This is a genomic window from Thiothrix sp., from assembly GCF_028714775.1.
In the GTDB taxonomy this organism is placed as follows: domain Bacteria; phylum Pseudomonadota; class Gammaproteobacteria; order Thiotrichales; family Thiotrichaceae; genus Thiothrix.
Window position 1 is genome coordinate 15,583 of record NZ_JAQTLS010000029.1, and the last position, 23,673, is coordinate 39,255.

At 51.0% G+C, this 23,673-nt stretch carries 36 protein-coding genes; 28 read left to right on the top strand and 8 right to left on the bottom strand.

All coding sequences use genetic code 11. From position 1 onward, the window contains the following. Window positions 1–8: 8 nt before the first annotated feature. From PHE17_RS19280 to PHE17_RS19310, 7 genes are all read right to left on the bottom strand, one after another. Window positions 9–2,408: a DUF935 family protein gene (locus PHE17_RS19280; RefSeq protein ID WP_301017547.1), complete on the bottom strand. Its 2,400-nt coding sequence runs from the start codon at window positions 2,406–2,408 to the stop codon at window positions 9–11. A 117-nt stretch (window positions 2,409–2,525) separates the two neighbouring features. After that, window positions 2,526–3,884, bottom strand: a complete 1,359-nt coding sequence (locus PHE17_RS19285; protein ID WP_301017548.1) for a hypothetical protein — start codon at window positions 3,882–3,884, stop codon at window positions 2,526–2,528. Between the two features lie 37 nt (window positions 3,885–3,921). Continuing rightward, complete coding sequence (locus tag PHE17_RS19290; protein ID WP_301017549.1) at window positions 3,922–4,446, bottom strand: hypothetical protein; 525 nt, start codon at window positions 4,444–4,446, stop codon at window positions 3,922–3,924. A 312-nt stretch (window positions 4,447–4,758) separates the two neighbouring features. Next, a complete protein-coding gene (locus tag PHE17_RS19295) occupies window positions 4,759–6,600 on the bottom strand; it encodes a VapE domain-containing protein (protein ID WP_301017550.1) in 1,842 nt (613 codons plus the stop codon). A gap of 10 nt (window positions 6,601–6,610) precedes the next feature. After that, window positions 6,611–6,835, bottom strand: a complete 225-nt coding sequence (locus PHE17_RS19300) for a helix-turn-helix domain-containing protein (RefSeq protein ID WP_301017551.1) — start codon at window positions 6,833–6,835, stop codon at window positions 6,611–6,613. An 85-nt stretch (window positions 6,836–6,920) separates the two neighbouring features. Next, window positions 6,921–7,238 (bottom strand): hypothetical protein, encoded by a 318-nt coding sequence (locus tag PHE17_RS19305; protein WP_301017552.1) that lies wholly within the window; start codon window positions 7,236–7,238, stop codon window positions 6,921–6,923. Further along, a complete protein-coding gene (locus tag PHE17_RS19310; protein WP_301017553.1) occupies window positions 7,225–7,734 on the bottom strand; it encodes a hypothetical protein in 510 nt (169 codons plus the stop codon). The genes PHE17_RS19305 and PHE17_RS19310 overlap by 14 nt, the downstream gene beginning before the upstream one ends. A gap of 108 nt (window positions 7,735–7,842) precedes the next feature. Between PHE17_RS19310 and PHE17_RS19315 the strand changes: the two genes are divergently transcribed. From PHE17_RS19315 to PHE17_RS19450, 28 genes are all read left to right on the top strand, one after another. Further along, complete coding sequence (locus PHE17_RS19315) at window positions 7,843–9,018, top strand: glycosyltransferase family 9 protein (protein ID WP_301017554.1); 1,176 nt, start codon at window positions 7,843–7,845, stop codon at window positions 9,016–9,018. 14 nt (window positions 9,019–9,032) lie between these two features. Then, the gene (locus PHE17_RS19320) at window positions 9,033–9,803 is read left to right on the top strand and encodes a glycosyltransferase (RefSeq protein ID WP_301017555.1); all 771 of its coding nucleotides are present in this window, start codon (window positions 9,033–9,035) and stop codon (window positions 9,801–9,803) included. Beyond that, entirely contained in the window at window positions 9,796–10,431 is a 636-nt protein-coding gene (locus PHE17_RS19325; protein WP_301017556.1) for a class I SAM-dependent methyltransferase, read from the top strand. The genes PHE17_RS19320 and PHE17_RS19325 overlap by 8 nt, the downstream gene beginning before the upstream one ends. Beyond that, window positions 10,428–10,991, top strand: coding sequence for a class I SAM-dependent methyltransferase (locus tag PHE17_RS19330; RefSeq protein WP_301017557.1), 564 nt, complete (start codon window positions 10,428–10,430; stop codon window positions 10,989–10,991). The genes PHE17_RS19325 and PHE17_RS19330 overlap by 4 nt, the downstream gene beginning before the upstream one ends. Beyond that, entirely contained in the window at window positions 10,988–11,197 is a 210-nt protein-coding gene (locus PHE17_RS19335; protein ID WP_301017558.1) for a helix-turn-helix domain-containing protein, read from the top strand. The genes PHE17_RS19330 and PHE17_RS19335 overlap by 4 nt, the downstream gene beginning before the upstream one ends. 86 nt (window positions 11,198–11,283) lie before the next feature. Further along, window positions 11,284–11,508: a hypothetical protein gene (locus PHE17_RS19340; RefSeq protein WP_301017559.1), complete on the top strand. Its 225-nt coding sequence runs from the start codon at window positions 11,284–11,286 to the stop codon at window positions 11,506–11,508. 247 nt (window positions 11,509–11,755) lie between these two features. After that, window positions 11,756–12,187, top strand: coding sequence for a hypothetical protein (locus PHE17_RS19345; protein WP_301017560.1), 432 nt, complete (start codon window positions 11,756–11,758; stop codon window positions 12,185–12,187). 21 nt (window positions 12,188–12,208) lie between these two features. Further along, window positions 12,209–13,192: a hypothetical protein gene (locus tag PHE17_RS19350; RefSeq protein WP_301017561.1), complete on the top strand. Its 984-nt coding sequence runs from the start codon at window positions 12,209–12,211 to the stop codon at window positions 13,190–13,192. A gap of 126 nt (window positions 13,193–13,318) precedes the next feature. Beyond that, window positions 13,319–14,059, top strand: a complete 741-nt coding sequence (locus PHE17_RS19355) for a site-specific DNA-methyltransferase (protein ID WP_301017562.1) — start codon at window positions 13,319–13,321, stop codon at window positions 14,057–14,059. Then, entirely contained in the window at window positions 14,038–14,289 is a 252-nt protein-coding gene (locus tag PHE17_RS19360) for a hypothetical protein (protein WP_301017563.1), read from the top strand. Before PHE17_RS19355 ends, PHE17_RS19360 begins: the two co-directional genes overlap by 22 nt. Window positions 14,290–14,446: 157 nt before the next feature. Further along, a complete protein-coding gene (locus tag PHE17_RS19365) occupies window positions 14,447–14,884 on the top strand; it encodes a hypothetical protein (RefSeq protein WP_301017564.1) in 438 nt (145 codons plus the stop codon). A 440-nt stretch (window positions 14,885–15,324) separates the two neighbouring features. Further along, window positions 15,325–15,771, top strand: a complete 447-nt coding sequence (locus tag PHE17_RS19370) for a hypothetical protein (RefSeq protein ID WP_301017565.1) — start codon at window positions 15,325–15,327, stop codon at window positions 15,769–15,771. Continuing rightward, window positions 15,768–15,905 carry a hypothetical protein gene (locus PHE17_RS19375; protein ID WP_301017566.1) on the top strand — a complete coding sequence of 46 codons (138 nt, stop codon included), beginning with the start codon at window positions 15,768–15,770 and terminating at the stop codon, window positions 15,903–15,905. Before PHE17_RS19370 ends, PHE17_RS19375 begins: the two co-directional genes overlap by 4 nt. After that, window positions 15,905–16,099 carry a hypothetical protein gene (locus PHE17_RS19380; protein WP_301017567.1) on the top strand — a complete coding sequence of 65 codons (195 nt, stop codon included), beginning with the start codon at window positions 15,905–15,907 and terminating at the stop codon, window positions 16,097–16,099. Before PHE17_RS19375 ends, PHE17_RS19380 begins: the two co-directional genes overlap by 1 nt. A 276-nt stretch (window positions 16,100–16,375) precedes the next feature. Continuing rightward, window positions 16,376–16,588, top strand: coding sequence for a hypothetical protein (locus tag PHE17_RS19385; RefSeq protein WP_301017568.1), 213 nt, complete (start codon window positions 16,376–16,378; stop codon window positions 16,586–16,588). Further along, a complete protein-coding gene (locus tag PHE17_RS19390; protein WP_301017569.1) occupies window positions 16,585–16,881 on the top strand; it encodes a hypothetical protein in 297 nt (98 codons plus the stop codon). The genes PHE17_RS19385 and PHE17_RS19390 overlap by 4 nt, the downstream gene beginning before the upstream one ends. Before the next feature lie 2 nt (window positions 16,882–16,883). Next, window positions 16,884–17,225, top strand: coding sequence for a hypothetical protein (locus PHE17_RS19395; protein ID WP_301017570.1), 342 nt, complete (start codon window positions 16,884–16,886; stop codon window positions 17,223–17,225). 55 nt (window positions 17,226–17,280) lie between these two features. After that, on the top strand, window positions 17,281–17,766 hold the full coding sequence (locus tag PHE17_RS19400; protein ID WP_301017571.1) for a hypothetical protein: 486 nt from the start codon (window positions 17,281–17,283) through the stop codon (window positions 17,764–17,766). A 209-nt stretch (window positions 17,767–17,975) separates the two neighbouring features. Then, window positions 17,976–18,233 (top strand): hypothetical protein, encoded by a 258-nt coding sequence (locus PHE17_RS19405; protein ID WP_301017572.1) that lies wholly within the window; start codon window positions 17,976–17,978, stop codon window positions 18,231–18,233. Between the two features lies 1 nt (window position 18,234). Beyond that, complete coding sequence (locus PHE17_RS19410) at window positions 18,235–18,510, top strand: hypothetical protein (protein WP_301017573.1); 276 nt, start codon at window positions 18,235–18,237, stop codon at window positions 18,508–18,510. 514 nt (window positions 18,511–19,024) lie between these two features. Next, a complete protein-coding gene (locus PHE17_RS19415; RefSeq protein WP_301017574.1) occupies window positions 19,025–19,531 on the top strand; it encodes a DUF5662 family protein in 507 nt (168 codons plus the stop codon). Between the two features lie 4 nt (window positions 19,532–19,535). Next, window positions 19,536–19,718 (top strand): hypothetical protein, encoded by a 183-nt coding sequence (locus tag PHE17_RS19420; protein WP_301017575.1) that lies wholly within the window; start codon window positions 19,536–19,538, stop codon window positions 19,716–19,718. A gap of 31 nt (window positions 19,719–19,749) precedes the next feature. Continuing rightward, entirely contained in the window at window positions 19,750–20,481 is a 732-nt protein-coding gene (locus PHE17_RS19425) for a hypothetical protein (protein WP_301017576.1), read from the top strand. Beyond that, window positions 20,481–20,963 carry a hypothetical protein gene (locus tag PHE17_RS19430; RefSeq protein ID WP_301017577.1) on the top strand — a complete coding sequence of 161 codons (483 nt, stop codon included), beginning with the start codon at window positions 20,481–20,483 and terminating at the stop codon, window positions 20,961–20,963. The genes PHE17_RS19425 and PHE17_RS19430 overlap by 1 nt, the downstream gene beginning before the upstream one ends. 46 nt (window positions 20,964–21,009) lie before the next feature. Further along, complete coding sequence (locus PHE17_RS19435) at window positions 21,010–21,255, top strand: hypothetical protein (protein WP_301017578.1); 246 nt, start codon at window positions 21,010–21,012, stop codon at window positions 21,253–21,255. A 29-nt stretch (window positions 21,256–21,284) separates the two neighbouring features. Next, window positions 21,285–21,911, top strand: a complete 627-nt coding sequence (locus tag PHE17_RS19440) for a DUF5131 family protein (RefSeq protein WP_301017582.1) — start codon at window positions 21,285–21,287, stop codon at window positions 21,909–21,911. A gap of 14 nt (window positions 21,912–21,925) precedes the next feature. After that, a complete protein-coding gene (locus PHE17_RS19445) occupies window positions 21,926–22,093 on the top strand; it encodes a hypothetical protein (protein ID WP_301017579.1) in 168 nt (55 codons plus the stop codon). Next, complete coding sequence (locus PHE17_RS19450; RefSeq protein ID WP_301017580.1) at window positions 22,093–22,755, top strand: site-specific DNA-methyltransferase; 663 nt, start codon at window positions 22,093–22,095, stop codon at window positions 22,753–22,755. Before PHE17_RS19445 ends, PHE17_RS19450 begins: the two co-directional genes overlap by 1 nt. A 184-nt stretch (window positions 22,756–22,939) precedes the next feature. Here the strand turns inward: PHE17_RS19450 and PHE17_RS19455 are convergent, their stop codons facing one another. After that, on the bottom strand, window positions 22,940–23,647 hold the full coding sequence (locus PHE17_RS19455) for a hypothetical protein (protein ID WP_301017581.1): 708 nt from the start codon (window positions 23,645–23,647) through the stop codon (window positions 22,940–22,942). Window positions 23,648–23,673: the final 26 nt, after the last annotated feature.

Consider the following 23,673-nt stretch of genomic DNA (forward strand, 5'->3'; position numbering starts at 1 on the left):
TTACCCCCTTAATTTGGCAACCCGGGTGGCACGCCAACATACGGCTTGACGGGTTCCTGTTCGCCCATCCAGCCATTACGCTCTGCCTCCCGGTTAAGCACGGTTATCCGCACACATGCGCAGTTAAAGTCACAAGTTGTATTCCAACCATCCACCCATGCCTGATGCCCCTTTGGCGCTGCGAATAAGTGCATCTCCGGGTAGTGATAGAGATGGTGAACCGATAGACCGGGATTGGCAACCATCTGGTATCCCCACACAATATCCTGCACCGACTCGCTATCAGCAAGCGCCTTTTGCCCCTGCCCATAGGATTGCCCCGTTACCGTGCGGAACACCATCTCAAGATACGCTGGGCTGCTTGGCTCAATCCCTGCCGCTGACCACGCCGTCTCAAGTTGCGCCATAAACTGTTCTTTGGTCAACCCTTCATCCACCGCACGATATAGCGCCAGCCGCAAATCATCCACTATCTTTCGCGCACTCTGATTGGCAAATGTAAGGCTGCGACTGCGTATTGCCGCCGATGCAGCAGCCCAGTCCGCCAAGCCATAACGGGCGCTGCCATCCGCCAATGCCTGCAAAAATGAACGCAGGGAATCATCGGCAACATCTATCTTTGTAATGCCCTGTGGCTGCTCGGCTAATTTGGCATAGTTGGCAATGAGCTGGTCTGCATATTGGCGTTTCCACAATTCATTGCCATTATCCTTATAGCCAGCCAGCCAGCCGGTAATAGAGGCATCATAGATTCGGTTGGTCAGTTCAACCAGGTCAAGCCCGTTCTTCCTGACCTCACGCAAATCGCCGCTTTCTTTGGCACTATCAATCGCGTCAAGCAGAGGCTGAAACTTATCATTTATCTGCTCTTTGGTGGTCGCTGGTCCACGATAGGTCGCTGCCAGCTTATCCAAGCCAGAGCGCAGCGCAGGCATTACTCGCTTTGCAACCTGCACCGCATACAATTTGGCGGCGCCGATTATGCCCTCTGCTATGCGGCGCTGCTTATCGGTTTGCTCTATTAAGAACTTATCCCAGCCATCCACCACCCGCTTGCCCTCTGTAAAACCGAAGGGTTGCGCTGGTTTGGGGGCAGCCTTGACAAGCTCCTCGCCCGGCTGCGGCTCCGGCGCTCCTATCTTTTTACGCAGCCATTTTGCCTCTATCGCCACCTGATCAGCGACGCCCAATACCGCAGTTAGGCGGGGAGCGTCAAGCTCGGTCTCGGGTTGCGTGATAATGTGATACTGTGGCGGTGTCTCGCCGGGATAATTATGCAGCCATATCCGGTCAACTATCTGCTGGAATAGTGGTTCCATCAAAGCCACCCAGCCCGCCTCACTGCGCCCCTGTGATTCAGCATGAACCTCTGATTGCGCAAGACTACCCGCACCACTTTGGGTCTGCATGTTGGCAAGGGTTTGACTGGTATATGCGTAACTTATCCCCGCTTCCATCTTGGCGAGCCAGGGTTGGAATATGTCACTGGTAGTGCGGGACATCTCGTGGAACTCAAGCGTATATTGATCCGGTGGATTATCCGGCATGGGGCTGGGCATCATCGGATCGGATTGCTCCGGCACCGGCACTTCACCAACTATCATGCCGGCGACGCGGGTATCTGCATCAATTATGTCATTCGCCCAGTCCTTTGCCCCAAGTGGCACCTTTGCCAGTATCCAGGGCAGGTCGTGGCGCTCCATGCCCTCAAGTGCCAGCGCATAAACATAGTTGTATATGTAGAGCAGCCGATAGCAACTTGAGATTACACCCCAACCATACGGACGCCAGGGGTCACGGGCACCAAGCCGCAACGATAGAACATCCTCACCTTCCCACGGAATACCGTAAGGCGCATAACGGGAATCGTTGAAATACGGTCGCGCCTTTTGGCTTAAATAGACATACTTGATAGCAAAGGACTGCACCGATTCAATCTCACTCGGTAAGGTCATGCTGCCTTGATTGATGAATGATAGCGTCAAATCAGAACGCCCATAATCCACTGCATCCCACAATAGCGCCTTTAGCGCTCCACTACCGTTGCCGAGTTGCGTTGGGATGTAGCGCTCCAAATACTTGCGCAACCATTCGCAGTGCTGCTTATGCTCGGGGTCACCAGAGGACTCTATTATCTCCTCCTCCAGCCCTTGTAGTGAACGCAATGCAGCGTCGCTAGTATCCCGTAATATCGGTTCGGTGCGGCGTAAATGTTCGTAAAGATGCAGTGGTGTGGTGAAACTGATTTGATTAGCACCCCAGGGACGATCGGAGTGCTGACGCTGGGGGTTGCGTATCTCCATGCCCTCAACCGGCGAAAACCACTGGTCACTTGCGCCGGTCATTATATTGGCAAGGTTAAGCCGCCACTTTTCCCACTTGATTGGTATGCCTTGTGGAGTTCCCATAAATGACCTCCACAATAGCTTATACTACCACTTTTGTTAAAGTCAAGCAATAAGATTTGTTGTCAATAGGTGTCAATGGTTGACAGTGCTATATTTGCTGCGATGGGGATATATAGATTATGATATTTGCTTGCTTAATCGTTGTTTGCCGCGTCCTCCGCTATCCCGCTTTTTAGTGGGGGTTGATGTTGGGGGGGGGCTGCCTTGCTTGGCATACCCAAGCCGCCGCGATGCTGACCACGCCAACATCGCCGCCGTTACCATATCATCGTGACATTCGTTATTAGCCTCATATCTATATCTCCCGCTCGGCAATGGGTGATAAAGGAAGTTATACATTTCATGCACCAATTTCTCGCCCAGTTCGCTATGCGCTATCGCCACCTCATTACGCTCCAATGCCACGCCGAAATCCAGCACCAGTTGTTCCTTCCAATTTAGGGGCGCATCCTTATATGGCAGCGCCCCCATAGTCACGCCGTAGCATCGTATCCCATGCTTGCAAAGTATCTCTATCACCGGCGAACCATAGCCCGTTGCATCAACCCATATCGGCAACCCGCCGCCGTATTTCTCCCATATTGGCTTGACCTTTTCAGCAACCATGTCCCAGCTTATCCCCTGCGTATGTAGCATGGGAAACATTGCGCCATCACGGGTGCAGGCAACCAACGCGGTATAGTCCACCGTTTGCCCCAAGTCCAACCCAAATGCTACCGGTACGCCTTCGCTTAACACGCCCAACTTGGCGCCAAGATTGAACGCCATCTCTGTGCCCAGGAATACCCCGCCGCTCGGCAAGCCCCAACGATTCAAGCATTCCCGTTCAAACACCAGTCGCGGAGTAGTGCGCTCGGCACGCAGCACCTTCTCCATCCACTGTTGTTGCGTAAGGTGCGCGGGCTTGATGGGATAACCCTGCTCGTCCATTGGATAATCAAACACCGCAAAGTAGTCGGGATCGGCGGGGGCACCCTTTAATACAAGTTCATGGATGAATGTGCCTGCCTTCTTTGACGTAATGTATAATCGCCGCACACCCGGGCGAAAGTTGTATTCGCAAATAGGGAAGAAGTCGGGGTGATAAAAGCAGCACTCTTCAAATATCCAATACTCCGGTTCCTTAATACCCCGGATACGATCCACGCCCTCCGTGTCCCGGCAAGTGAATGTCCACAATGTGCCACCACCGGGAATATAAACAGCCGCATCATCCTTGACATGGCGCAAACCAGGGATGCGGCGTTTTGCCTCTGGCACAAATGATTCCTTGATGTGCTTATATTCAATGGAACACCAGGCGCCGATTACATCTGGCTTTGCCCACGAGAATGGATTCTCCGGGTTAAGCAACTGCACCGCCGCCGCCGTTTTACCCACATCACGGGGGGCGGTGATAATAATAGCTGGCTTATCACAGGTCAATATCTGATGCCAAAAGTCATTTAGCACATAGGCTTGACGGGATAATGTCATGCGGTTACGCTCCCGCCATGTCTCGCCAGCGATACTCTTAACTGATTTCCGTGATGTCCGCACTAACACGGCGCAACTCCTCCATTATTGGTTTGATTATATCAGGTGCCAAGCCACGCGATTCCAGGATACTCTGCGCTTTCTTCAGCCACATCTCCCGCGCCCTATCCACAAAGGCGGCAATCTGCGCCTCCTCCATAGGAACCATCGGGCAGGCTTTAATGGCGGCGGTGATAATACTGGTTTCATCCTTATCCCAATCCCCACTATTGTAATGCTCCAGCGCAATACAAGCAGCGGTGCGCACCAGGCGCTCCCATCGTTCCGGTGTGCCGGTAGTAGCGCGGCGCTTGGTAGTAATAGACGGAACAACCAACTTCGCCTGATCATCCGGCGACCGCTTCCACCCCGCCTTAACCCAAAGCTGGATGATTTTGCCCGCCTCGGTTTCCGGGATTTCCCCAAAATCACGGAGCTGGTAAACCCCAATCACCTTAATCCCGGCAGCGGTAAGTTCACTGTGTAATTTAGCAGCGATGCGCTTCAGCTCTACATTTGCCATGATTCCACCACCCCATTTGTTACAGATAGATGCTTGACAAAATCAAGTGTAACAAATCTGTAACACCGTAAGTTATTGATAATCCTACCTATTGTTACAAGTAACAGATGTAACAGATCAGTAGTTATGTGATGATAAAAATGGGGTCTAGGGACACCCCTAAATAACGGAGAAAAGTGAAAACCATCTGTAACACCTGTAACAGTAACAAGATTGTTATTTATCAATGACTTACGGCGTAACAGATTGTTACAGATGAATTTTCCAACCCCTTCATCTGTTACATTGTTATTTATCAATGACTTACGCAAATTACCCATCTCCCCTTGCATTTACATCTTTCTTCGGTAATCTCTTAACCGTCCATTCCCGCTTGATTTCCCCGTTTTTGCGGGTAGGTGGAGCCTTATCATATCCGAGCCGTGCCAGTTCTTTGCCGAGTGAAATGGCGCTCCCCTTGATGCTGGGATTAACTTGGTGCAACTCGGCAAGTATCTCGGTAGCGGACAGGTATTCAATTCCAATCTCGCTGGCGAACCCCTCTGGTTTATCAAAGAGGTCAAGAAAAGCCGATAGTATGTCCGGCTCCTGGTAGAATTGTTCGCTGTGTTCAAGCATTTCATAAATGAACCCACGATTATCAGCGAGTATATCATCCTTTTGGGCTAACGCTTGTGCCCACACCTGGTCACCGCAATAAGGGGGCAGTTCATCTATAGGGTCGTCAAGTGGATTGTCGGGTTCCAACTTAATCACCCAAAATCGGCGGTTGCCGGTAGGGTCAGATAGAAACCGATCATCATTGGTGTCACCGCAGAATGATGCCCGGCGGGGGCGGCTAATAGGATAGTGCCCGTATGCCTTGCGGTATTTGACTTTGGATAGCGTGAGATAACCCTTGAGGGTATTATAGTCAGCGCGCTGGAATGATGCCAGTTCGGAAACGTTGATGATAAAGTTATCAGATAGCGCCTCAAAACTATCTTTGTTGTGTAAGTCGGGCAATGTTTCGCTGTAATAGTCGTGGAGTTGCGGCGGACATAGATGGCGGAGGAATGTTGATTTGCCGATGCCCTGGGCGCCGGTCAATATGAGCATCCCCTGGGGAATGAACTCTGATGTAATGGAGGCGATGGATGCCGCAAGCCAGTGGCGCAGGATACTGGGCACTAATGCCGGTGAATGTTTGGTGTGTAATTTGGTGGCGAGTTCGGCTATATGGTCACCACCATCCCAGCTTAACCCTAATAGCCAGTCATTCACAGGGTTGGTGGATGGGCAGAATTCCGATTCAAGTATGCTGATGAAATAGTCTTTGGATGCTTTGGCGCGCTTTAATGATTCATCGGTGAATGGCAGGGTATGCCAGATGGTATTAAGGTCGCGCTCTGATAAGCGGGATACCTTGCCATTGGCTTTACGCATAAGAGCATCCAAAAATCCATTGTGGAATATGCCGTTGTGGGTGGCATGGTCAATCACGAGTTTGATGTGTTCCGGGATGTTTTGATCGGCAACAGATGTAGCGGGAGCAAAATCAGATACCTTAATAGTTGATTCGGGTTTTGGCGCTGCCCACTGCTTGCCATTATCTATCGCTTGCTGTAATACTTCATTGGCAAGTTCTTCCCCGTAGTAACCATCCTTTTCTTTATCCTGTATCCAATCATATATGTCGTATTTGTCGGATCGCTTGGGGTTGATATCCCACAAGATACACTCACCAATATCACCCAGCGCCCCCGCTATGGCATCGCCGACTTGCCGAGCATACTTGCGCCCGGGTGTATCGCAATCGGGGATAATAAGCCAGTGGGAACCAGGTATGGCGTAGTCTAAAAAATGACCGGGCTTGCTTGCCGCCCCCTGGTATAAACAGGTTGCAGTTAATCCAATCTTGATTAACGCCTCTGCCTTATTCTCGCCCTCCACCACTATTATCCATTTGCCATCGTCAATAGCGGCAAGGATGCCGGGCAGATTATATGGCGTTGTTTTCCATTCAGCCAGCAATGACTTGAGTGGTTTACCTGTCTCGGCATCCACCGGGTAAAACGCTTTTTTGCCGGTGCCAGTTTCGCTTGCCTCTTTGCGCACCTTGACAAATAGGGTGCGTCCATCGGCGTCACGATAACCCTCGTAACGAGTGGTCATGCCGCCCCCCCTATTTTTTGAATCGCTTGTCGGGTGGCGGGGTGTATGCCCGCACATAATCAATCTTGAATAATAGCCTATCCTTGCTGCCATGCCGCTTGATTGGCTTTAACCTGCCATTACTAATCCAGCGCCTCACCGTGCTGATGCTGACGCTGAAGTGTTTTGCAATATCGTAAATATCCCAGCAATCAGGGGGTTTGATAACGTCTCCTGCATAAACCGCCATGCCCATAGTGCATCCTTTCTAATGATGATTGATATATCAATCATCATTAATCAATAATATAAAGAAGTCAAGGGGAATTTTAGGGTTGCCCCTAAAATATCCCGAGTAACTTCAATGCAAGCAGCGCTCCGAATAGCAGTCCAGCGGCGAATCCCAGCCCATTGGATAGCATGGTGCGTTTGCGCCATCGCCGGTCATTCTCATTGCAGGCAGCGGCGGCAATCCGTAAATCGCCGAGCTTAATGTCATTACTAATAGATATGACATTCCTGCCGATGCCCTCCACTATCCCCCCCAATGCGTCCAGGGGAGGCTGCATAGCCTGGCGTGCCAGTTCAGCGGCAGTGGCAACCAATAATGCCTCGCGCTCCGTCCACTGAATCGGCTCCTGCTGTTTACTCGGCGGCATTACGCTTAACCTTCCTGCCCGGCGCCTGATGTTCTTTGGGGGGTAGTGGGTCAGGGGTGCGCGGCTTAATATCCACCGCTGGCTTGACCAACTGGAATTGCTCATCAGCAACTTTGAGCAGCTTGAATAGCTTGCTCCATGCGTCATTGCCGCTAATCAATTCGGTGAGGGTCTTCCAGCGCACCCCATCAATCCAGCTATTGCCAACAATCTTTTGCCACGCGTAAAGCTGGGTGGTAAGATGCCACTCCTTTTGTAGCACATCAGCCGTTAACCCGACTTTAATGAACTCCTGCTGGCGCACCGGATCATAAGTCAGCCGCACCCGCTTTGTCCACCGGCCAGCGAAGTTGGGATCATCACCGAATAGTTCATGGTCAACCGTAGTGGCGCAGGTTTTGGGTAGGAATGCCTTGCCGCGCAGGGCATTACTCATATGGTCACGTTCAATGTTGACCATAGCAGCCAACTTTACAACATCAACATAGTTACTCATGTTCAACCTCCTGCCCTTATTATAGCCATAGCCGATTTTACTTGTCAAGCTAAATTTTTACTTGACAAGCCGTGTCAATATATTAGTATGAAGGCAAGGAGGTTTCACATGATTGAGGGAATAAAGAAATATGCGGTGGTGGAGGCTGAATCGGAGTGTTTTATCGGCGAAGGAAAGCGCCAGATTCACCTGCAGAAAGGGGACAAGTTCATCATGGATGCCGGACTTGTGCCCGCCACATTGCAAGCCAAGCACGCGGTGATTGATGAACGGGGTGTGCTGCTTTATCGGCATTGCCTGCGCCCGGCGGGGCTTTTGCCCAAGCTCTGCGACAGGGTGGTGACGCGGCTGGGGCAAATGCACAAGCGGGTTCTTATCCTGCGCTACGGTGGGCTGGGCGATGTGTTGATGATGGCGGAACTGGCGGCGCACTTAACCAATGCCGGGCATGAGGTGGGGATTGCCTGTGATGCTGGTTATGCTGATGTGCTGGAATATATGCCGCACCTGGTAGCGCGGCACGCGGTTCCCATGCTACTGAAGGAGCTTGAGAGGTATGATGCAGTGCTGGTATGGGATGAATGCGAGAGGGATATTCATTGGTTGGGTGATGTGCGGTTGGCTGGCGTGGATATATGGGCGCGTGTAACGTGGTTGCCCCTGCCCCTGTCGTTGCTGGATAATGTGGTGCTAACATTGCCCGCCGAGAAAATCCAGACACACCGTGACAAGCTAAAGACGCTGTGGGATGATTATAAACCGCTATGCGTAATTCAAGCGGGCGGCAGCACCATAAGCAAAACGCCCCCGCCAACGGAGATAGCCGCCATGTGCATAGGGCTGGCTAAAGATTACCATGTAATGCTGACTTTAAGTGAGGAGCTTGTCGGGAGATACCAACGACTGCCTAAAGATACCGTTGATGCCATGAAAGCGGCAGGGGTGCAGGTATCCAGCAGCAGGTCATTGGGCGGCGTTACTGATTGGCTATGCTTGCTTGCTTGCGCTGATCTGATTATCGCTCCTGATAGCGCGGCTTTACATGCAGCAAGGTTGCTGGACATTCAATCCATCGGTTTATTTTGCCCCACTGACGGAAAGCAATGGCACGGACGCCCGGCGCGTATCCGTCATATTGAGGGCGTGTGTTCAATCCATCCCTGCTTTGGTCCCGACATGGAGCATTTATCCATGCCTTGCCTATGCCCGGATAAGCTGGGATATGCGCAGGGGTTCGCTGGTATGGCAACGAAGGTTATAGAGAAAGCAAGGGGGTTGGCGTGAAAATCCTATGTGTAGTGCCCGTTTATGGGCAGCCGGTATTAACGCAGATGTGCCTTAAAAGCATTGCCAAGTATGAACCGGACTTGCCGGTATTGGTTTGGGATGATGGCAGCCCGGATGAAACGATGGTAGGTCGCACATTATCCGGCATGGTTAAAAAGATGCCGCAACTTGAGGTTGTTACAGCCGAGCATCGCGGGATACACGGCGCATGGAATGGTGCGGTTGAATATGCGTTGGGTAAATATCCTGATTTGGGGTGGATATTTTTGCTGGGCAGCGATACCGAATTGACCCAATATAAAGTGCTGGAAGGGATTGCCAATAGTTTGCCGCATGTCGGCGCTATCCATGCCGCGCTGTATAATTATGATTCAAATGGCATCCTGCGCGTGCAATGGAGTGGTAGCCGCGATGGTCAGACCATAGAGACGCATGGCTTGGTATTAAGTGGGGCGGTTGGTTATGATGAATGCCTTGAAAGCAAACCGCAGCCCTGGGTAACACATAGCGCGGTTCTATTGAATGTGAAGGCATTGAAGGCGGTCAAGGCGCAGCGGGGATTTTACTATGATGATGGATACCGCATATATTGTGGCGACCGGGATATAAGCTATGCCATGCGGGAACTTGGTTATGAGGTTTGGAGCGCTGCTAATATGGCGGTCATGCACTATGGCGGTCAATCGGTGGCAACCGCACATGGAAATGATAGGTATGTGTGGGAACGAATAGATACTGCGCGGTTGTATGAGCGCTGGGAAAAGGTGATATACAGTGATTAATAGACAAGATGTGATTGATTTGGCGCAGGCATACCCGCATGATTTGGGGTATATCAAGGAGCTTATTCACCCCCGGGATGAAGGCAAGGACTTTATCGTCAATGGCAACACCTATCGCTGGTATGCAGCGCTGGCGGCATTGATGGCGCAGGAGCATCCAACCTGTCCAATCATAGAGATTGGCGTGCGTTACGGATACAGTATCGGCACAATGGTTGCGGCGGCATCAGAGGCGCGGCTGGCACAGGGCAAGCCGGTGCCTATCACGGCATTGGCGATTGACAATGAGCAGTATATAACGGGCAGCGTGCGGCATTGGCAGCGATGGATGCGGGCAAACTATCCCGGTACGGGATACCCACACATGCACAAGCGTCCGCACAAGCTGGAGTTTGAGGCATGGATATGCAGCGTGGATGGGGATCATAGTTATGAGGGGACGCTGGATGATTTAGCATGGGCATGGGTTCATACTGCGCCCGGCGGCGTAATAGTGGTGGATGATATGAACCATAAGGATGTGCCAGGTGTGCGCAAGGCGGTTGAATCGTTCATCCATGCAGTTAAACCCGAGTGGTATGAGATACCCAGTTGGCGGGGGACTGCCTTGATTTGGAGGTCAGTATGAAATATAACCTATGCCTTTGCAATGAGGTGGGCGGCACTACCGAGGAGGAGCAGGTTGCGCTCTTAAATCTGGTGGATAACCTAAAGGCAACCGAAGTGCTGGAGATTGGGACATTCCGGGGGCATACCGCGCAGGCAATAGCGCAGAACTTTCCGGCGGTGCAGGTAGCGACAGTGGACTTGCCGCCAGGGTTGTTTCCCGAATTGCCGGATATACCGTGTGAACGCCCCTATTACGATATAGGCAAGCAAAGAGATGTGATAGTGGCGTCCAATGCCAAGCGATTCTATCATGACAGTGGATTGCTTAATCAAGCCAAGCTGGAGTTATTCGGATGGCTTGGTAAGTTTGACCTGGTGTTTGTGGACGGCGGTCATTCGCTGGCGCAGGTGCTAAATGATAGCCTGGTGGCGGTGGAATGTGTGCGCAGTGGTGGTGTAATAGTGTGGCATGATTATGGCGAACCTTACCTTGACACAGTATGCCGCGTGGTCAACGGGCTATTTGCTGGCGCCATGCAAATCCCGCATACTCGGCTGGCGTGGTGGAGAAAACCATGATAACCATATCCGAGCTTTGTGTGTTTCTGGGCTGCGATAGTCGCACCGTGCGGCGGATGATGAAGGATGGCAGGCTGCCACCGCCCAGCCCTGACCTTGTGCATCGTGAGCATCGCTGGGATAGGGGGGCGTTGGCGGACTACTGGGAGCGGGAAGGCTATGGCGACTGGGCGGCAAAGCTCCGGGGATACTGCGGGCAAAAATAAATTTGCGGTTTTGTGACCTACATCACAAAATCCCCCAAACAACTGATATATGATTAATCATAAACACATTTTGAAAGGATATGAAAATGATCACAGCATCCCAAACCCACTTATTTTCCGACCGGCTGGCGCAGGGGGCACTGCGCAACCTGCAATCCAGCCTCCGCCATGCCGAGTCCACCAAAGCGACCGCCCTGTATTTCTACGGCAAGACGGGCAAGCGTATCTACCGCGACCAATACCTCGCCGCGTGCAAGGCAAGCGACCAGATCCGCGGCGACCTTGATAATTTTCAGAGGGGAGATGATTGAGGGTGAAGTTCCACCACAACTCCCCTCACCACCGCCGCATTGCCGAGAACAGGGCAGCGGCGGAGCGTCAGCGGGAAATCACCCCCATCTGCGGCTTTCGTGGCGTGCCCTGCATCTATTGGGCGGCGAATAAGGAGCATAGCAAGGTGATATGTAAGCACCCCCTGATTCGCAGTCTGGAGCTGGGCATCGGTGAACTTGAGACCTGCCCCGCCGATAAGCAAAAACCACTATTCAAGGAGCCGGTATGACCGATAATTTAGAAGAGGCGCTTGGCAGGTATTATGATAAAAAATCAAACGCCAAGCAGCACGCTGATGCCTGCAAGTCGGTTAAGCACCACATTGAGAAGTTAGGCTATCGCCAGCGCCGCAACCTGTCAGTAGTGGCGGGGCGGGCGGATTTTACGGTATGGGGGCAGGGAGCGGTAACGCTGGAGCTGGAGATTAAGACGGGGCGTGGTTATCAGAGCGCCGGTCAAAAGGTGGAGCAGCGCGCTATTGATGCACGCGGCGCCTTATACCGCGTGGCAACCGTCAATAAGTCCGGCTCCCGTTACGACATGGCAGAGGTGGACGCCGCCCTGGCGGAGATGGATAGGCTGAACGAGATGTTGCGGCGATTACTTGAAACGCCGATAACGATAGGCACAGCAATAACCAGCGCAATGGTGCGCTAGACATAACAAGGAGATACAGAGATGGCAAGAGGAACGAAGGATGCAGAGGGAACCGAAGATACAGCGATGTTTCCCACATCAGAAAGCAAGCCCCCGGTAGCAGTGGAGGCAGTAGGGGAGTTTGACCTTGATTCATTCATCGCCCAGGGTGGTGCGGTGGAATTAAGGGAAGGGTTGGATTCCGAGCATACGAAGGTGATAGACAGATTAACCGGCATGGGCAGTGGGGTGGAGGGCAGCGATTGGTGGAAGATATTGCAAAAAGCAATCCCCGATCCCGCCAACCCCAAGCAGAACCTGCATGTGCCGGGTGAGTATTATCGCGGTGAGGGCGGCGATGTAACCACAGTCGGCAAAATCATAGAGTCCGCCGATTGCCTAATTGGTGCCGTGCCTTGCGCTTTACCCAATGCGCGCAGTTGCTGGTTTGATGGCGCCGACCGCCCCTCATGCTGGAGTGAGGATGGAATCACCGCAAGCTATGATGTGCCGCCGGGTCCCTTTGATGGCTGGAACCCGCTGTGCGAGGCGTGTTCACAGTGCGCCGCCAATCGCAGCGATGAAAAGGGGAAGAAGTTCTGCAAAACCAAGCCCCGCTTTTTGATGATAGGGGTGGGCGATGACGGCAACCTGGATGAAAAGAAGCAGATTATACTGGTTGCCAGCTTCTTCAGTAGCACTATCTGGTGGGATTTCACGAAGTCCATGCGTAAAAAGGGTGTGAATTTTGCCATGTTTCTGTATAAGTTCACCGCCCGCATAGAGGATTTCGGCACCAATGTAAGTCAGATGGTTGCCGGTATCAACCCGGAGATTATCCGCAACTTAAGCAAAGAGGAGTATGCGCTGGTAGCGGCGGCGGCTTATGACATCATGGCAAACAAGGGGCGCTGGACACCGCCACGCGTCAGCATGTTGGCGGGGGAACGCCGCCCTTATCAACTGCCCCCGGCGGTAGTGCCGCAACCACCGGATGATGAGATTGACGATGGAGGCTTTGCTTAACAGTTTTGTGGCAATGATGCCACAATTACGGCAATTCCGCCGTGCACGACGGCAATAGTGCCGAGAGTTTGGGATGTAGTATGCCCCTTGAGGAGTTGGATTCACCATCACAATGGCAAGGGGCAAATGGAACTAGACACGATAATGCAGGGCGATTGCCTATCAATAATGCAGTCATTCCCCGATAAGAGCGTGGATTTGATTCTGTGCGACTTGCCTTATGGCACTACGGCGTGTTCATGGGATACCGTGATTCCCTTTGAGCCATTATGGGAACAGTATAAACGGATTATAAAAGATAATGCTGCGATTGTGTTATGGGGTTCGCAACCATTTACTACGGATTTAATCAATAGCAACCGCAAGTGGTTTAAGTATGAATGGATATGGGATAAATACACTCCTACGGGATTTTTAAACTCTAAAAGACAACCACTAAAACAGCATGAAAATATATGTATTTTTTATACATCACAACCTATCTATAATCCAATCATGGTTATGAAGAACTATAATGGATATAGAAATGGTAAAAAACACAAAGATGGAATAATACCACCTGGGATATATGGTAGTAAAATAAAAAAGATGGGTGATAGAAGTAATTATAGATATCCTAAAACCATCATTAGTATTGATGGTGAAAAAGGTTATCACCCCACCCAAAAACCCGTTGCCTTGTGTGAATACCTAATCCTCACCTATTCCAATGAAGGTGATTTGGTGCTGGATAATGCCTGTGGCAGTGGCACAACCTGTGTAGCAGCCAAGAGGTTGAAACGTCATTGGATAGGAATAGAGTTAGAACCCAAGTATGTAGAGATAGCGAGAAGGAGAGTAGAGCAATGTCAAGAACCAATGTTTTAGCAACCCCCCACTGCCCCACTTGTGGCGGCGAGTGGACATTCATCAGCGAATCAAGCGGCAACTTTAGCACCGCCGGGGATGAATGGACTGCCAAGTATTATGTATGCCTGACTTGCGGCGCCACGGTGGAACGGATATGGCTGGGATCGCCGGTCGCCGAGTATGCAGAGGAATTCACTGAAGGGAAAACACTAGAGGAGGTATTGCTGTGTGCATTAACGGCGAAATGAGTGATGCCTATTATGAGATGAAGGGTGAGCGCGATAACCTGGCAGAGGATAATGTCATGCTTAAAGTCAAGGTTAATGCGATGCGGAAAGATGCCAGGTGGATATGTTCACAAAAGACCCTAACAGAGTTCTTAACCACATACCCAAAGGAAACCCTGTGAACCACCACCCCGCCGGACTTGACGAGCTTGCGGCAATGGCGCGGCAGTTCACGCCGGAGATTGACGAGTGGGCGGCAAAGCACGGGGTCAATGCCGACACTGCCAGGCGCGGTGGCATAGCCCACGCCCCCTATCTGCTGGATGAAAAGGATTGGACGGTGTGCCTGCTATTCGGGGTCACCGATGCCAGCCGCCCCAAGCAGCACGGGGTTACGGGCATCATGGCGGTCAATACAGCCGAGACGCGCTGTGAATTATTCGGGCGCGGCGGCTATGCCTGCTTTAACCCACCAGCGGATAAGTCTATCTACGGGCAATTCACGCACCCCTGGGAACTGAAACACAAGGTTGCCAGCTTAATAGAGGCAATCAAGCTAACCGAGGACGGTATGCACACGATTATAGAGAGGGTTGCGAAGACAGATAATGGCTAAAATCGGCGATCACTACACCGCGGTCAATCCGCAACCCATAATCCGCTGCGAATTTTGCGGGCAGGATCATGCGGCGGGTGAGGTGAATGTAACCTGCACCCTTACCCGCATGGGTTGGGTGTATGAGATGGATAGGTTTGATTGCCCCAACCCGCCGATGAATCATAGGGGCGGGGGAAGGGACGCTGGTATTAAGTGGGCGAGAGACGCCCAGGCTGAATCAGATAAGAGGTTTAATGCGGGATTCAAACCTTATGGTTTTTGACCCAAAGATTTTGCTTGACAAACCATTTACCTTGAGGTAAACTAATAGGTATGAAAATCAAACTGATTAAACTAGAGTGTAAACACTGTGGGCACAAGTGGTTTCCCACACAAGAAGAAATCAGAATGTGCCCCAAATGCAAGAGTCCCTATTGGGATAAGGAGAAGAAGGCAAAATGAATAGCTCGGAGCGTATTTATGTTTGCGCCCCGCTGAAGGGCGGCAACCCCACAGTGGAGAATATCACCCTGAATATCCGCCGCGCCCATGCGCTTATGTGCGCGCTGTTGCGGCAGGGATATAATGTCTTTTGCCCGCACACAATGTGGGGCGGCGCATACGGCGTGCTACCGGAGAACACCTTCCTGGCGCTATGCCTGAATTGGCTGTATAGCTGCACCACTGTCGCGCTGCCGGGGCTAACGGAACCCGGGGGCAATATGCTGCCGGAACTCGGATTAGCGGCAACCCTGGGCAAGCGGATCATGTATTGGGATGATGATACCCAACGCCTCACCGAGTTGCCGAAGGGATGGCTTGATAAGGTGCTGGGCACCGGGCAGAGCCAGAGTAACGGGGCTGCAAGCAACCCCAACCCCAAGTATCCGCCGGTGCAGCTATGACCCACCCAACCGACTGCATCCCCGCCAAGCACTACGGCAAGCTGGAGAAATGTAAGACCTGCGTTGACCGGCACACCTGCGCTGGCGATGCACGAGGGGATAGCGTGTTTGACCTAAACAAAGAGGAGGAGTAATGAGCAAATTGGTAACAGGAAACGAATTTTCGGCGATGACCAAACCAGAGCAATATCAACTTTACCTTGATATGAGATGGGAGCTTAACGACCTCCAAGTCAAGTTTGATAGCTTAAACACCGAACTCCTCGCCTCTCGGAAAAGAGATAAGGCGTTCAGGGAATGGCTGGCAAAATACAAGTCGACGCTGTGATAGAAGTAATTGACGAAATAGAACGCGCCTATAACAAAGCAGGGGAGGAGTAGAGATGATATTTCGCAAGTTAGGCGAATGGCTATATCGGTGGGCAACCAAGTGCTACCGGCAGGGTAACACCCGCAACGGCACGCCTGTTGATGGGTATATGTGCCCAATTTGCGGTAGCACTGAAATTATATTCCGCCCCGAAACCTACGAGCGTTATGCCACAATACGATGCACTTACTGCAAAAATTACACCACTAAAATCTATGAATGGAGGGTTAAACCATGCCCCTCCTGCTAACCATCACCGCCGCGCTTATGCTGATAGCCATTGCCAAGCTGCTTGCACTGCTGATATGCCCCCGCTGCGGCAATGAGATGTGGCATGACCTGTTGGTGGTGGCGTTATTCGTATTCCTGTGTGTAACCGCGCTCTTGATAGGATACTACTATTGGGAGCTTGACCCGATAAACATTATCGCAAGGATGGAGATATGATAGAACTAACACCGTTTGAACGGGATGCCTTAACATGGGGGTTGAGTGATTTCCACGATGCTATGACTGCGCTAAAAGAAGCGGCATTGTTAATCAAGGAAACCGCCCAGTTCACGAGAGATAGTGTAATCCCGAAGCAAAAGCCCCTTGAATTGTCTTTAGAACTTGACGGCAACCAATGGAGCGTTTTAGCGGGTAGCAATATACAAGAGGGCGTTTGCGGATTTGGCGATACCCCCGAAGAAGCCATTACGGAATTCGCTAAAGAGTGGCTTAAAACGAGGAGCGACTAGCCATGCGCCCCGCCCTCATTATCGGCTTTATCCTGATATGCGCGTTGATAGTGATATGGTTGCCAACCGCCCCTCTGCTGCCCATAGAGTCCGCGCCCCGTTGGTTGGCTATGCAGAATTGGCGGGCTGATGTGATCTGGTGGTATCAGATGCAGCAATATCATTGGGAGTTGATCCCGGCGGCAACGCGGTTACGCGGGCATTATCCGAGTGAGGGGGAGTGGGAGGACTGCGAAGGGAACGCCAAGAGTTACGGCGATTGTGCGGTTAGCCCAGACTTGGGGCTGGATGCCTATGCAGAGATAAAAGAGGAGCTGGCAATTTATAAGCCGGGCAAAACTTAACTGTGTAGTTCCTAATCCACCAGAGCACAACTTTAGCATAAGAGGAGGTTCAGCCATGCCTGACACCTACGAATCACGGGTAGCACAAGGAGAGAGTGAGTTGGAACGGGCTTATTTGCAGCAGTCATTGGCAAAGATTGATGAATGGCTAGAGCATACAACTGGATTGATTCCAATAGCCGCCATCATGGTTGTTAGAAATAGGGTTGACAGCACCCTCCGCGCCGCCCAAGCCGCCCAGGTGGACAAGGAGAAGCTGGAGCAAAGGGTCAAGGAGTTGGAGCTCCCGCCAATGAGTATGCACAAACAACTCCAAGCCAAGCAGGGTGAGGTTGATTTGTGGGAGAAACGCTACAATGAGGCTATCAGTTACATTCAGAGCGTATGGGATTATCTTGAAAAACAACACATGGAGATAGCTATGCGGGAAGTCTTTGCTCAAGGGTTGCGGGAAATGGAAGAAAATGTATCAAGTGCCATCGCCCTTGCTATCCACCTTGACCATCTCATCACCCCCAAAGGAGAATCCGATGGCAGTTAAGTTGTGGTGGTGTGAAAAGGTTAAGACATGGTTTGGAAATAATATAATCTCAACTGATGCACCGGGCACACCTGACGAAATTAATCATGGCGTTCCCGCTTGCCCTGGTTTAAGCCTGCAAATGGGTTGCACGATAATAACAGACATCAGGAATAGCGAACCCTGCACCGCCACCTTGACCATCTCACCGCCCCCAAAGGAGGAATCCGATGGCAACAGTTAAGTTGTGGAAAATAGAGGGACGGCATGGTGGTTACTATGACCGTGAACCACCCAAGCAATATAAAACCACCGAGGGCATATTCATCCCCCTGACGGCTATTCGCAAGGTGGATTGCCCGGACTGTCATGGCAAAGGTGGGGCTACTCTACGGACAGCCCACTTTGAACAAGAGGATATTCCATTAATCTGCCCGCGCTGCAAAGGTAAGGGCAAACTGAACGAATTCACACTTGAGGAGGTTTAAGGTGGATAAGAACAAGGAGCTTGTGAAAACAGCCATCAGCGAATATCTTACCAATCATGGTTATGGTGGATTGGTGGATATGGATGGCGAATGTATGTGCATGATGAATCACCTTATGGGTTGCGAAGAAGATATTAACGAATGTAACTGCGAACCTGCCTACAAAACATCATGCAAGCCAGAGGATTGTTGCGACTGCAAGCAAAAAGAAGATTGCGATTGGGTTGGCGAAGGAACGGAGGGGTTAAGCATGAATAAACCAGAGGTCACGCCATGACCCGCCTCTTGCTGGCTGCGGTGCTGATAGTGGGGTGTGGGTTGTGCGGATGTGAGCACGCTGGAAGTAATTTATATCCCGTTGAGGGAGCAAAAGGATACACCGTGCAATCCCAATTCTGGTGGCGTTGTGGTTACGAAGATGCGTGGGAGCAACGAGTGATGTTCTATCCTGATGGGCTGGGTATTAGGCTAGTCAATGCATACGAGCGAGGTTATCGTGATGGCGCATCCCGCCGAGCCGAACTAACACAGGAACAAGGGGAGTAATGAGATGGCAATAAAGGCAATGCCTGATACGACAAGGCTTAATAATCTCTATGATAAATTATCAAACATGCGTTTACAACACAAGGATAAGCACATCATAATAGAAGATATAACTGAATGTATTAATATCATTGAAAGCATGGATTTATACAGTGCTTACTATGATATGGCATCTAACGCTACCGAATATACGGAGGACACCCCATGCGACCACTAATCCTAGCGATGCTGATGGAGGGGCGGGGATGAAATATTTAAAGTATTTATGGTATGTATTGAAACACAAATGGTTTGTATTCCTTGAGTGTTGCAAATTGGGAATATGGTGGCGTGGTGTCACGCATGACTTTTCCAAATTCTTGCCCAGCGAGTTTATCCCTTACGCGCGCTATTTCAAGGGAACTATCAAGCGGGGCAGAAATGCAACAGGATACTATAAACCATACGAAACGGGGGATGGCAACTTTGACCGAGCATGGTTTTATCACCAAAAGCGCAATAACCATCACTGGCAATATTGGATTATCCCGCTTGATGGTGAAGGTTGCCATGCCCTTAAGATACCAGAAATGGTCATTAGAGAAATGGTAGCCGACTGGCGTGGTGCTGGCAAGGCACAAGGGACACCAGATACAGTCAAATGGTATAAAACCAACAAGGATAAGTTGCAGTTGCATCCCCAAGCACGCAACAGGATAGAAGAATTGCTAGGCATTAACCACGCCGGTGCCGCCCGCCGAATAGGAGAGTGATAGTATGGCAGTATCACGATTTTGGGATATAGCAGATGTTTATACCAAAGAAATCCAACGCGGTGACTGCGTTATTGTGTTCTGGCAAAGGGGAGAGGGAGACAGAGGATTTATTAATGGCAATGAAATCCAGATCGTATTAACTCCCGAAATTGCCAAAAGATTAAAGGGAGTATTGCCAGACTAACCACCCCCGCGCCCAGCGCAGAAAGGGAGAGATGAGGGAACTCATAAAAGCAGTTGAATACAATATCAAGCCGATTCTATGGTATATCGGCACGATCCTGGTGTGCCTGCTTATCGGTTGTGCTATCGGCACATTCTGGTTCCACGATGTGCTATTCCCGCCCATGCAGGTAACGCCTATCACCGATGGCGAGTGGCACGGGGTAACGGTCATCCCCGCCATAGTAGCAGCATCCAAAGTGCCCGCCGGGGTAGTGGCGCAGATTGACCTAACCATAACAATGCCCGCAACGCATGAGCAGGCGAAGGAGAGGACACATGGAAGCAATGGTAGAAACAACAATGGTTATGACGGCTTGCAACTTGGGAGTAACGATAGCAATATGGATAATCCTACTCTTCATGGCAATAAAGAAAATCCCGTAAGAACCTTTGACTTCACCTCACGGGGCGGTGGCTGGTTCACCAGCGCAGGGGAAATCTATCACAACCCCTGGGACATCGCAGTAATATGGCAACAGATGGCAAATGGCGATGTTAAGGTGCTGACTGACGAACCGGGGATCAGCTTTACGGTCAAGCAAGCGGTGGCGGTTAAGCCCAAGCCGCAACTAAAATGGAGTGCCGAGTATCTCTATGGCACGAATGGAACACATGCCATCATAGCGGGCAAGGATATATTCGGCTGGCTGGCGGTCAAGGGCGGCGTGGAGTTCAGCAACAATCAGGTTGAGGGCAAGGTTGGCGGGGAGGTGAGATTTTAATGGGAGCTAAAATCGTAGAATGTAGTAACGATATGTGTATCTGCAAAGGTTCAACCATCATAGAGGAAATGATTAGACAAATGTGTGGTTCTATTTATATAGCCCAAATTCCACTTACAAAGGAATTGTGGCTAGAACTCAAGTATTGTCCGAAATGTGGCAGAAAATTACATTTCCTCAAATCGGAAGAAGAACGACTGGAGATGGAAAAGACATCCCCCAAGCTATTTAGCTATAACGACATAATGGATTCAGTTGGGAGTTTACCCAAAGGTGAATATCAAATCACTTATGATAGCGAATTAGATATATCGCTATATCATTGGGAGCAAAGACCAAGTGATTATTATCCATGTCCAGCAGAATATAGTGAAACTTGTCGCTTAATCCCTGAAAACACTGGCTATTGGAATTGTATTGCAAGCGGTGCCGATGATGTAATCGCCAAGTTTCGTGAATTGAATGTATGGGCGGGGCGTTAACCCCCGCCTCTGCGACCGCAGGGAACGCAGGATAACAGGAGGAGATATGAAACGCTACATTGAGATTGACGGGGAACGGGTGGAGTTTGATAATGCCCATAAATGCCCCGCATTTGGAAGAGAGGGATGTGAGGGAGAAGATTCGGTATGCCATCATCCTAAACATCCCAATAGAGATAAGGACAATGTTTGGTATCCAGAATGTCACTATCATTTTGATTGGGTTGATGGTAATTTGACAGCAATATCACCCGCCAATTGCCCAGCCCGCATAGCAGAGGAGAAGCGATGAACGAGGGAAAGTATTGGGATGAAGGCATTATGCTAGTGCCGGGATGCACGAAGGTTAGCGAAGGGTGCGACCATTGTTGGAGTGAATCTATGAGCAAGCGCACCGGCAAGGGCTTTGAACCCCGCTTTGATGAAAAGCAGTTGGCACGCTTTGGCAAGGGCAAGCCGCGCATCATCAGCATTTGGAATGACCTGTTTCACGAATGCGTTACGGATGAACAGATAATGGATGCTTTTATCGCCATGACATTGGCGGGAGATAATATCTATCTCATTCTAACGAAAAGAGCTTGGCGGCTAAAAGACTATTCGGCATTGCTTGATTCACCTAACATATGGCTAGGCGTAACCGCCGAGAATCAGGCGCGCTGGGATGAGCGAGTGCCGCAACTGCTGGCAGCGAACCCCGCGCACCCGTGGGTTATGTGCGAACCATTGCTGGAGGAAATCAAGAGACCCCGCAATATAGAGAAATTGCATTGGGTAGTGGCGGGAGAGGAAACGGGTAAAAGCAAGCGAACCATAGAGGAAGCCGTGTTAAGGGCTTTGTTATGGGACGCAGACGCGGCGGCAGTTCCCTTTTGGGGCAAGGCTGGCTATGGTGAATCTGACCGCGCCTATCCCCCCGCCCTGCTGCACCATTTGGGCAAACACTAACGGAGGTAAGAGAGATGGCAAGTGAATTGCGGGAATTGACGGAGGAGGAGAAGTGGCGGTTTTGGAAAAGTCCTGCCGCTATCATGGAAATTGGTGGCAAGAAATTCGCAGTGCCAAACTTATCTGACCTCCGCATCACCCCCGAAGGCGATGTGGTGCTGCTGCTTGGGAGGCCGGGGTAGTGGATAAGCTACCCCTTGACGAAATCATATTAGGTGATTGCCTTGAGGTCATGCAGTCATTCCCCGATAAGAGCGTGGATTTGATTGTTACCGACCCGCCGTATGGGATAGGAATAGGGGGCAGCGGAAGGATAGGGGGTAGCGGAATTGTCGCGCCAAAACAATATATTCCTGTTGATTGGGATGATGTTGGATTAACACAAGAGCAATGGAATGAGATGCAGCGCATATCTAAAAATCAGATTGTTTTTGGATTTAATCACCTTGCCGATATTTTAGGAAAATGTGCTGGCATAATCGTTTGGGATAAAAAAGTAAAGAATGGATGGGATGATAACTTTTCGGATTGTGAGGTTGCTTATTCCAGCATAGGAAATCACGCCAAAGTCTATCATCACTTATGGATGGGGGCTTTGCGGGCATCTGAAACCTCAAGCCTTGATAGGGTTCACCCAACACAAAAGCCGATAGCAGTTATGGAATGGATTATTAATCATTATTCTGCTGATGGCGACCTAATCCTTGACCCCTTCTGCGGCAGTGGCACAACCTGCGTAGCAGCAAAGCGTCTGAAACGGCACTACATCGGCATTGAGATTTCCGAGCAATACTGCGAAATGGCACGCCGCAGGGTGGCGGCAACCCAGGAACCGATGTTCTGATTTTTTCCCTGATACCCCCGCCACAGGTCGCCACGCTTTACTACAGCCCGTCAGACAAGCGCCGTCCCGTTAGCCGTAGGGATATAGCCTGAAATGACACAGGGCATCCTACGATAGAAAACTCCCCCGCAGGATTACGGGGGAGCGCCCAAAAGGAAAGTAGCATGAAACACAAGCACACTAATCAGATTATATCACAGTTCTTATTCAGATCGTCAAGCAATGCCAGCAGATTGTAGCAATACATCTCCCGGGGGTGCTTTATCCCCGCCTTAATCAGCACTGTGCCATTTAGCCACTGGGCGCGGGGTTCGCTGGCGGGACTATACTTGAAGTAATATGCCAGCGCGTCCGGTCGCTTAAACCACTTGCGCGACCACAGAACGCCGGTGGAATAGACCTCTGAATGTAGGTGCATCGCCGCCCCATCAGTCCAGCCTATGCGCTCCCCCGCTGTTACTGATTCACCGAAGCGCTGGGCGGGGTCAATATGCTGGTAAAGTATCCACACCGGCAGCTCGCCAATCATGCTGCGAATCACCATGCAGCCCCCCGGTGGCGCTGGTTCGCCGACATAGGTTATCTCCCCGTCAAGGCAGCTCACAACCTCGTGGCGCTCGGTATTATCCTTGTAACGAATATCCAGCGCGCCATGCCAGCAGCCATTCTCACCCTTATTGCCTGGCGGCGGGATGATATGGCGCTCGGCAAGCTCGTCAAAATCCACGCCCCGGCTGCGGCTGCGGGAGTAGTATGCCTTGACCGTTCCCCCCGGCTCTACCAGCGCCCCATATTCGTTGCGATCCCAGCCCTCCGGTAGCAGGGCATTATAGACCAACCAGCACCAGGGTTTAATCATGCGCGTTGCGTCAAGGGGATAAAAGGCGTTCATCAGTTCACCTGTCTATATCGTAGGAT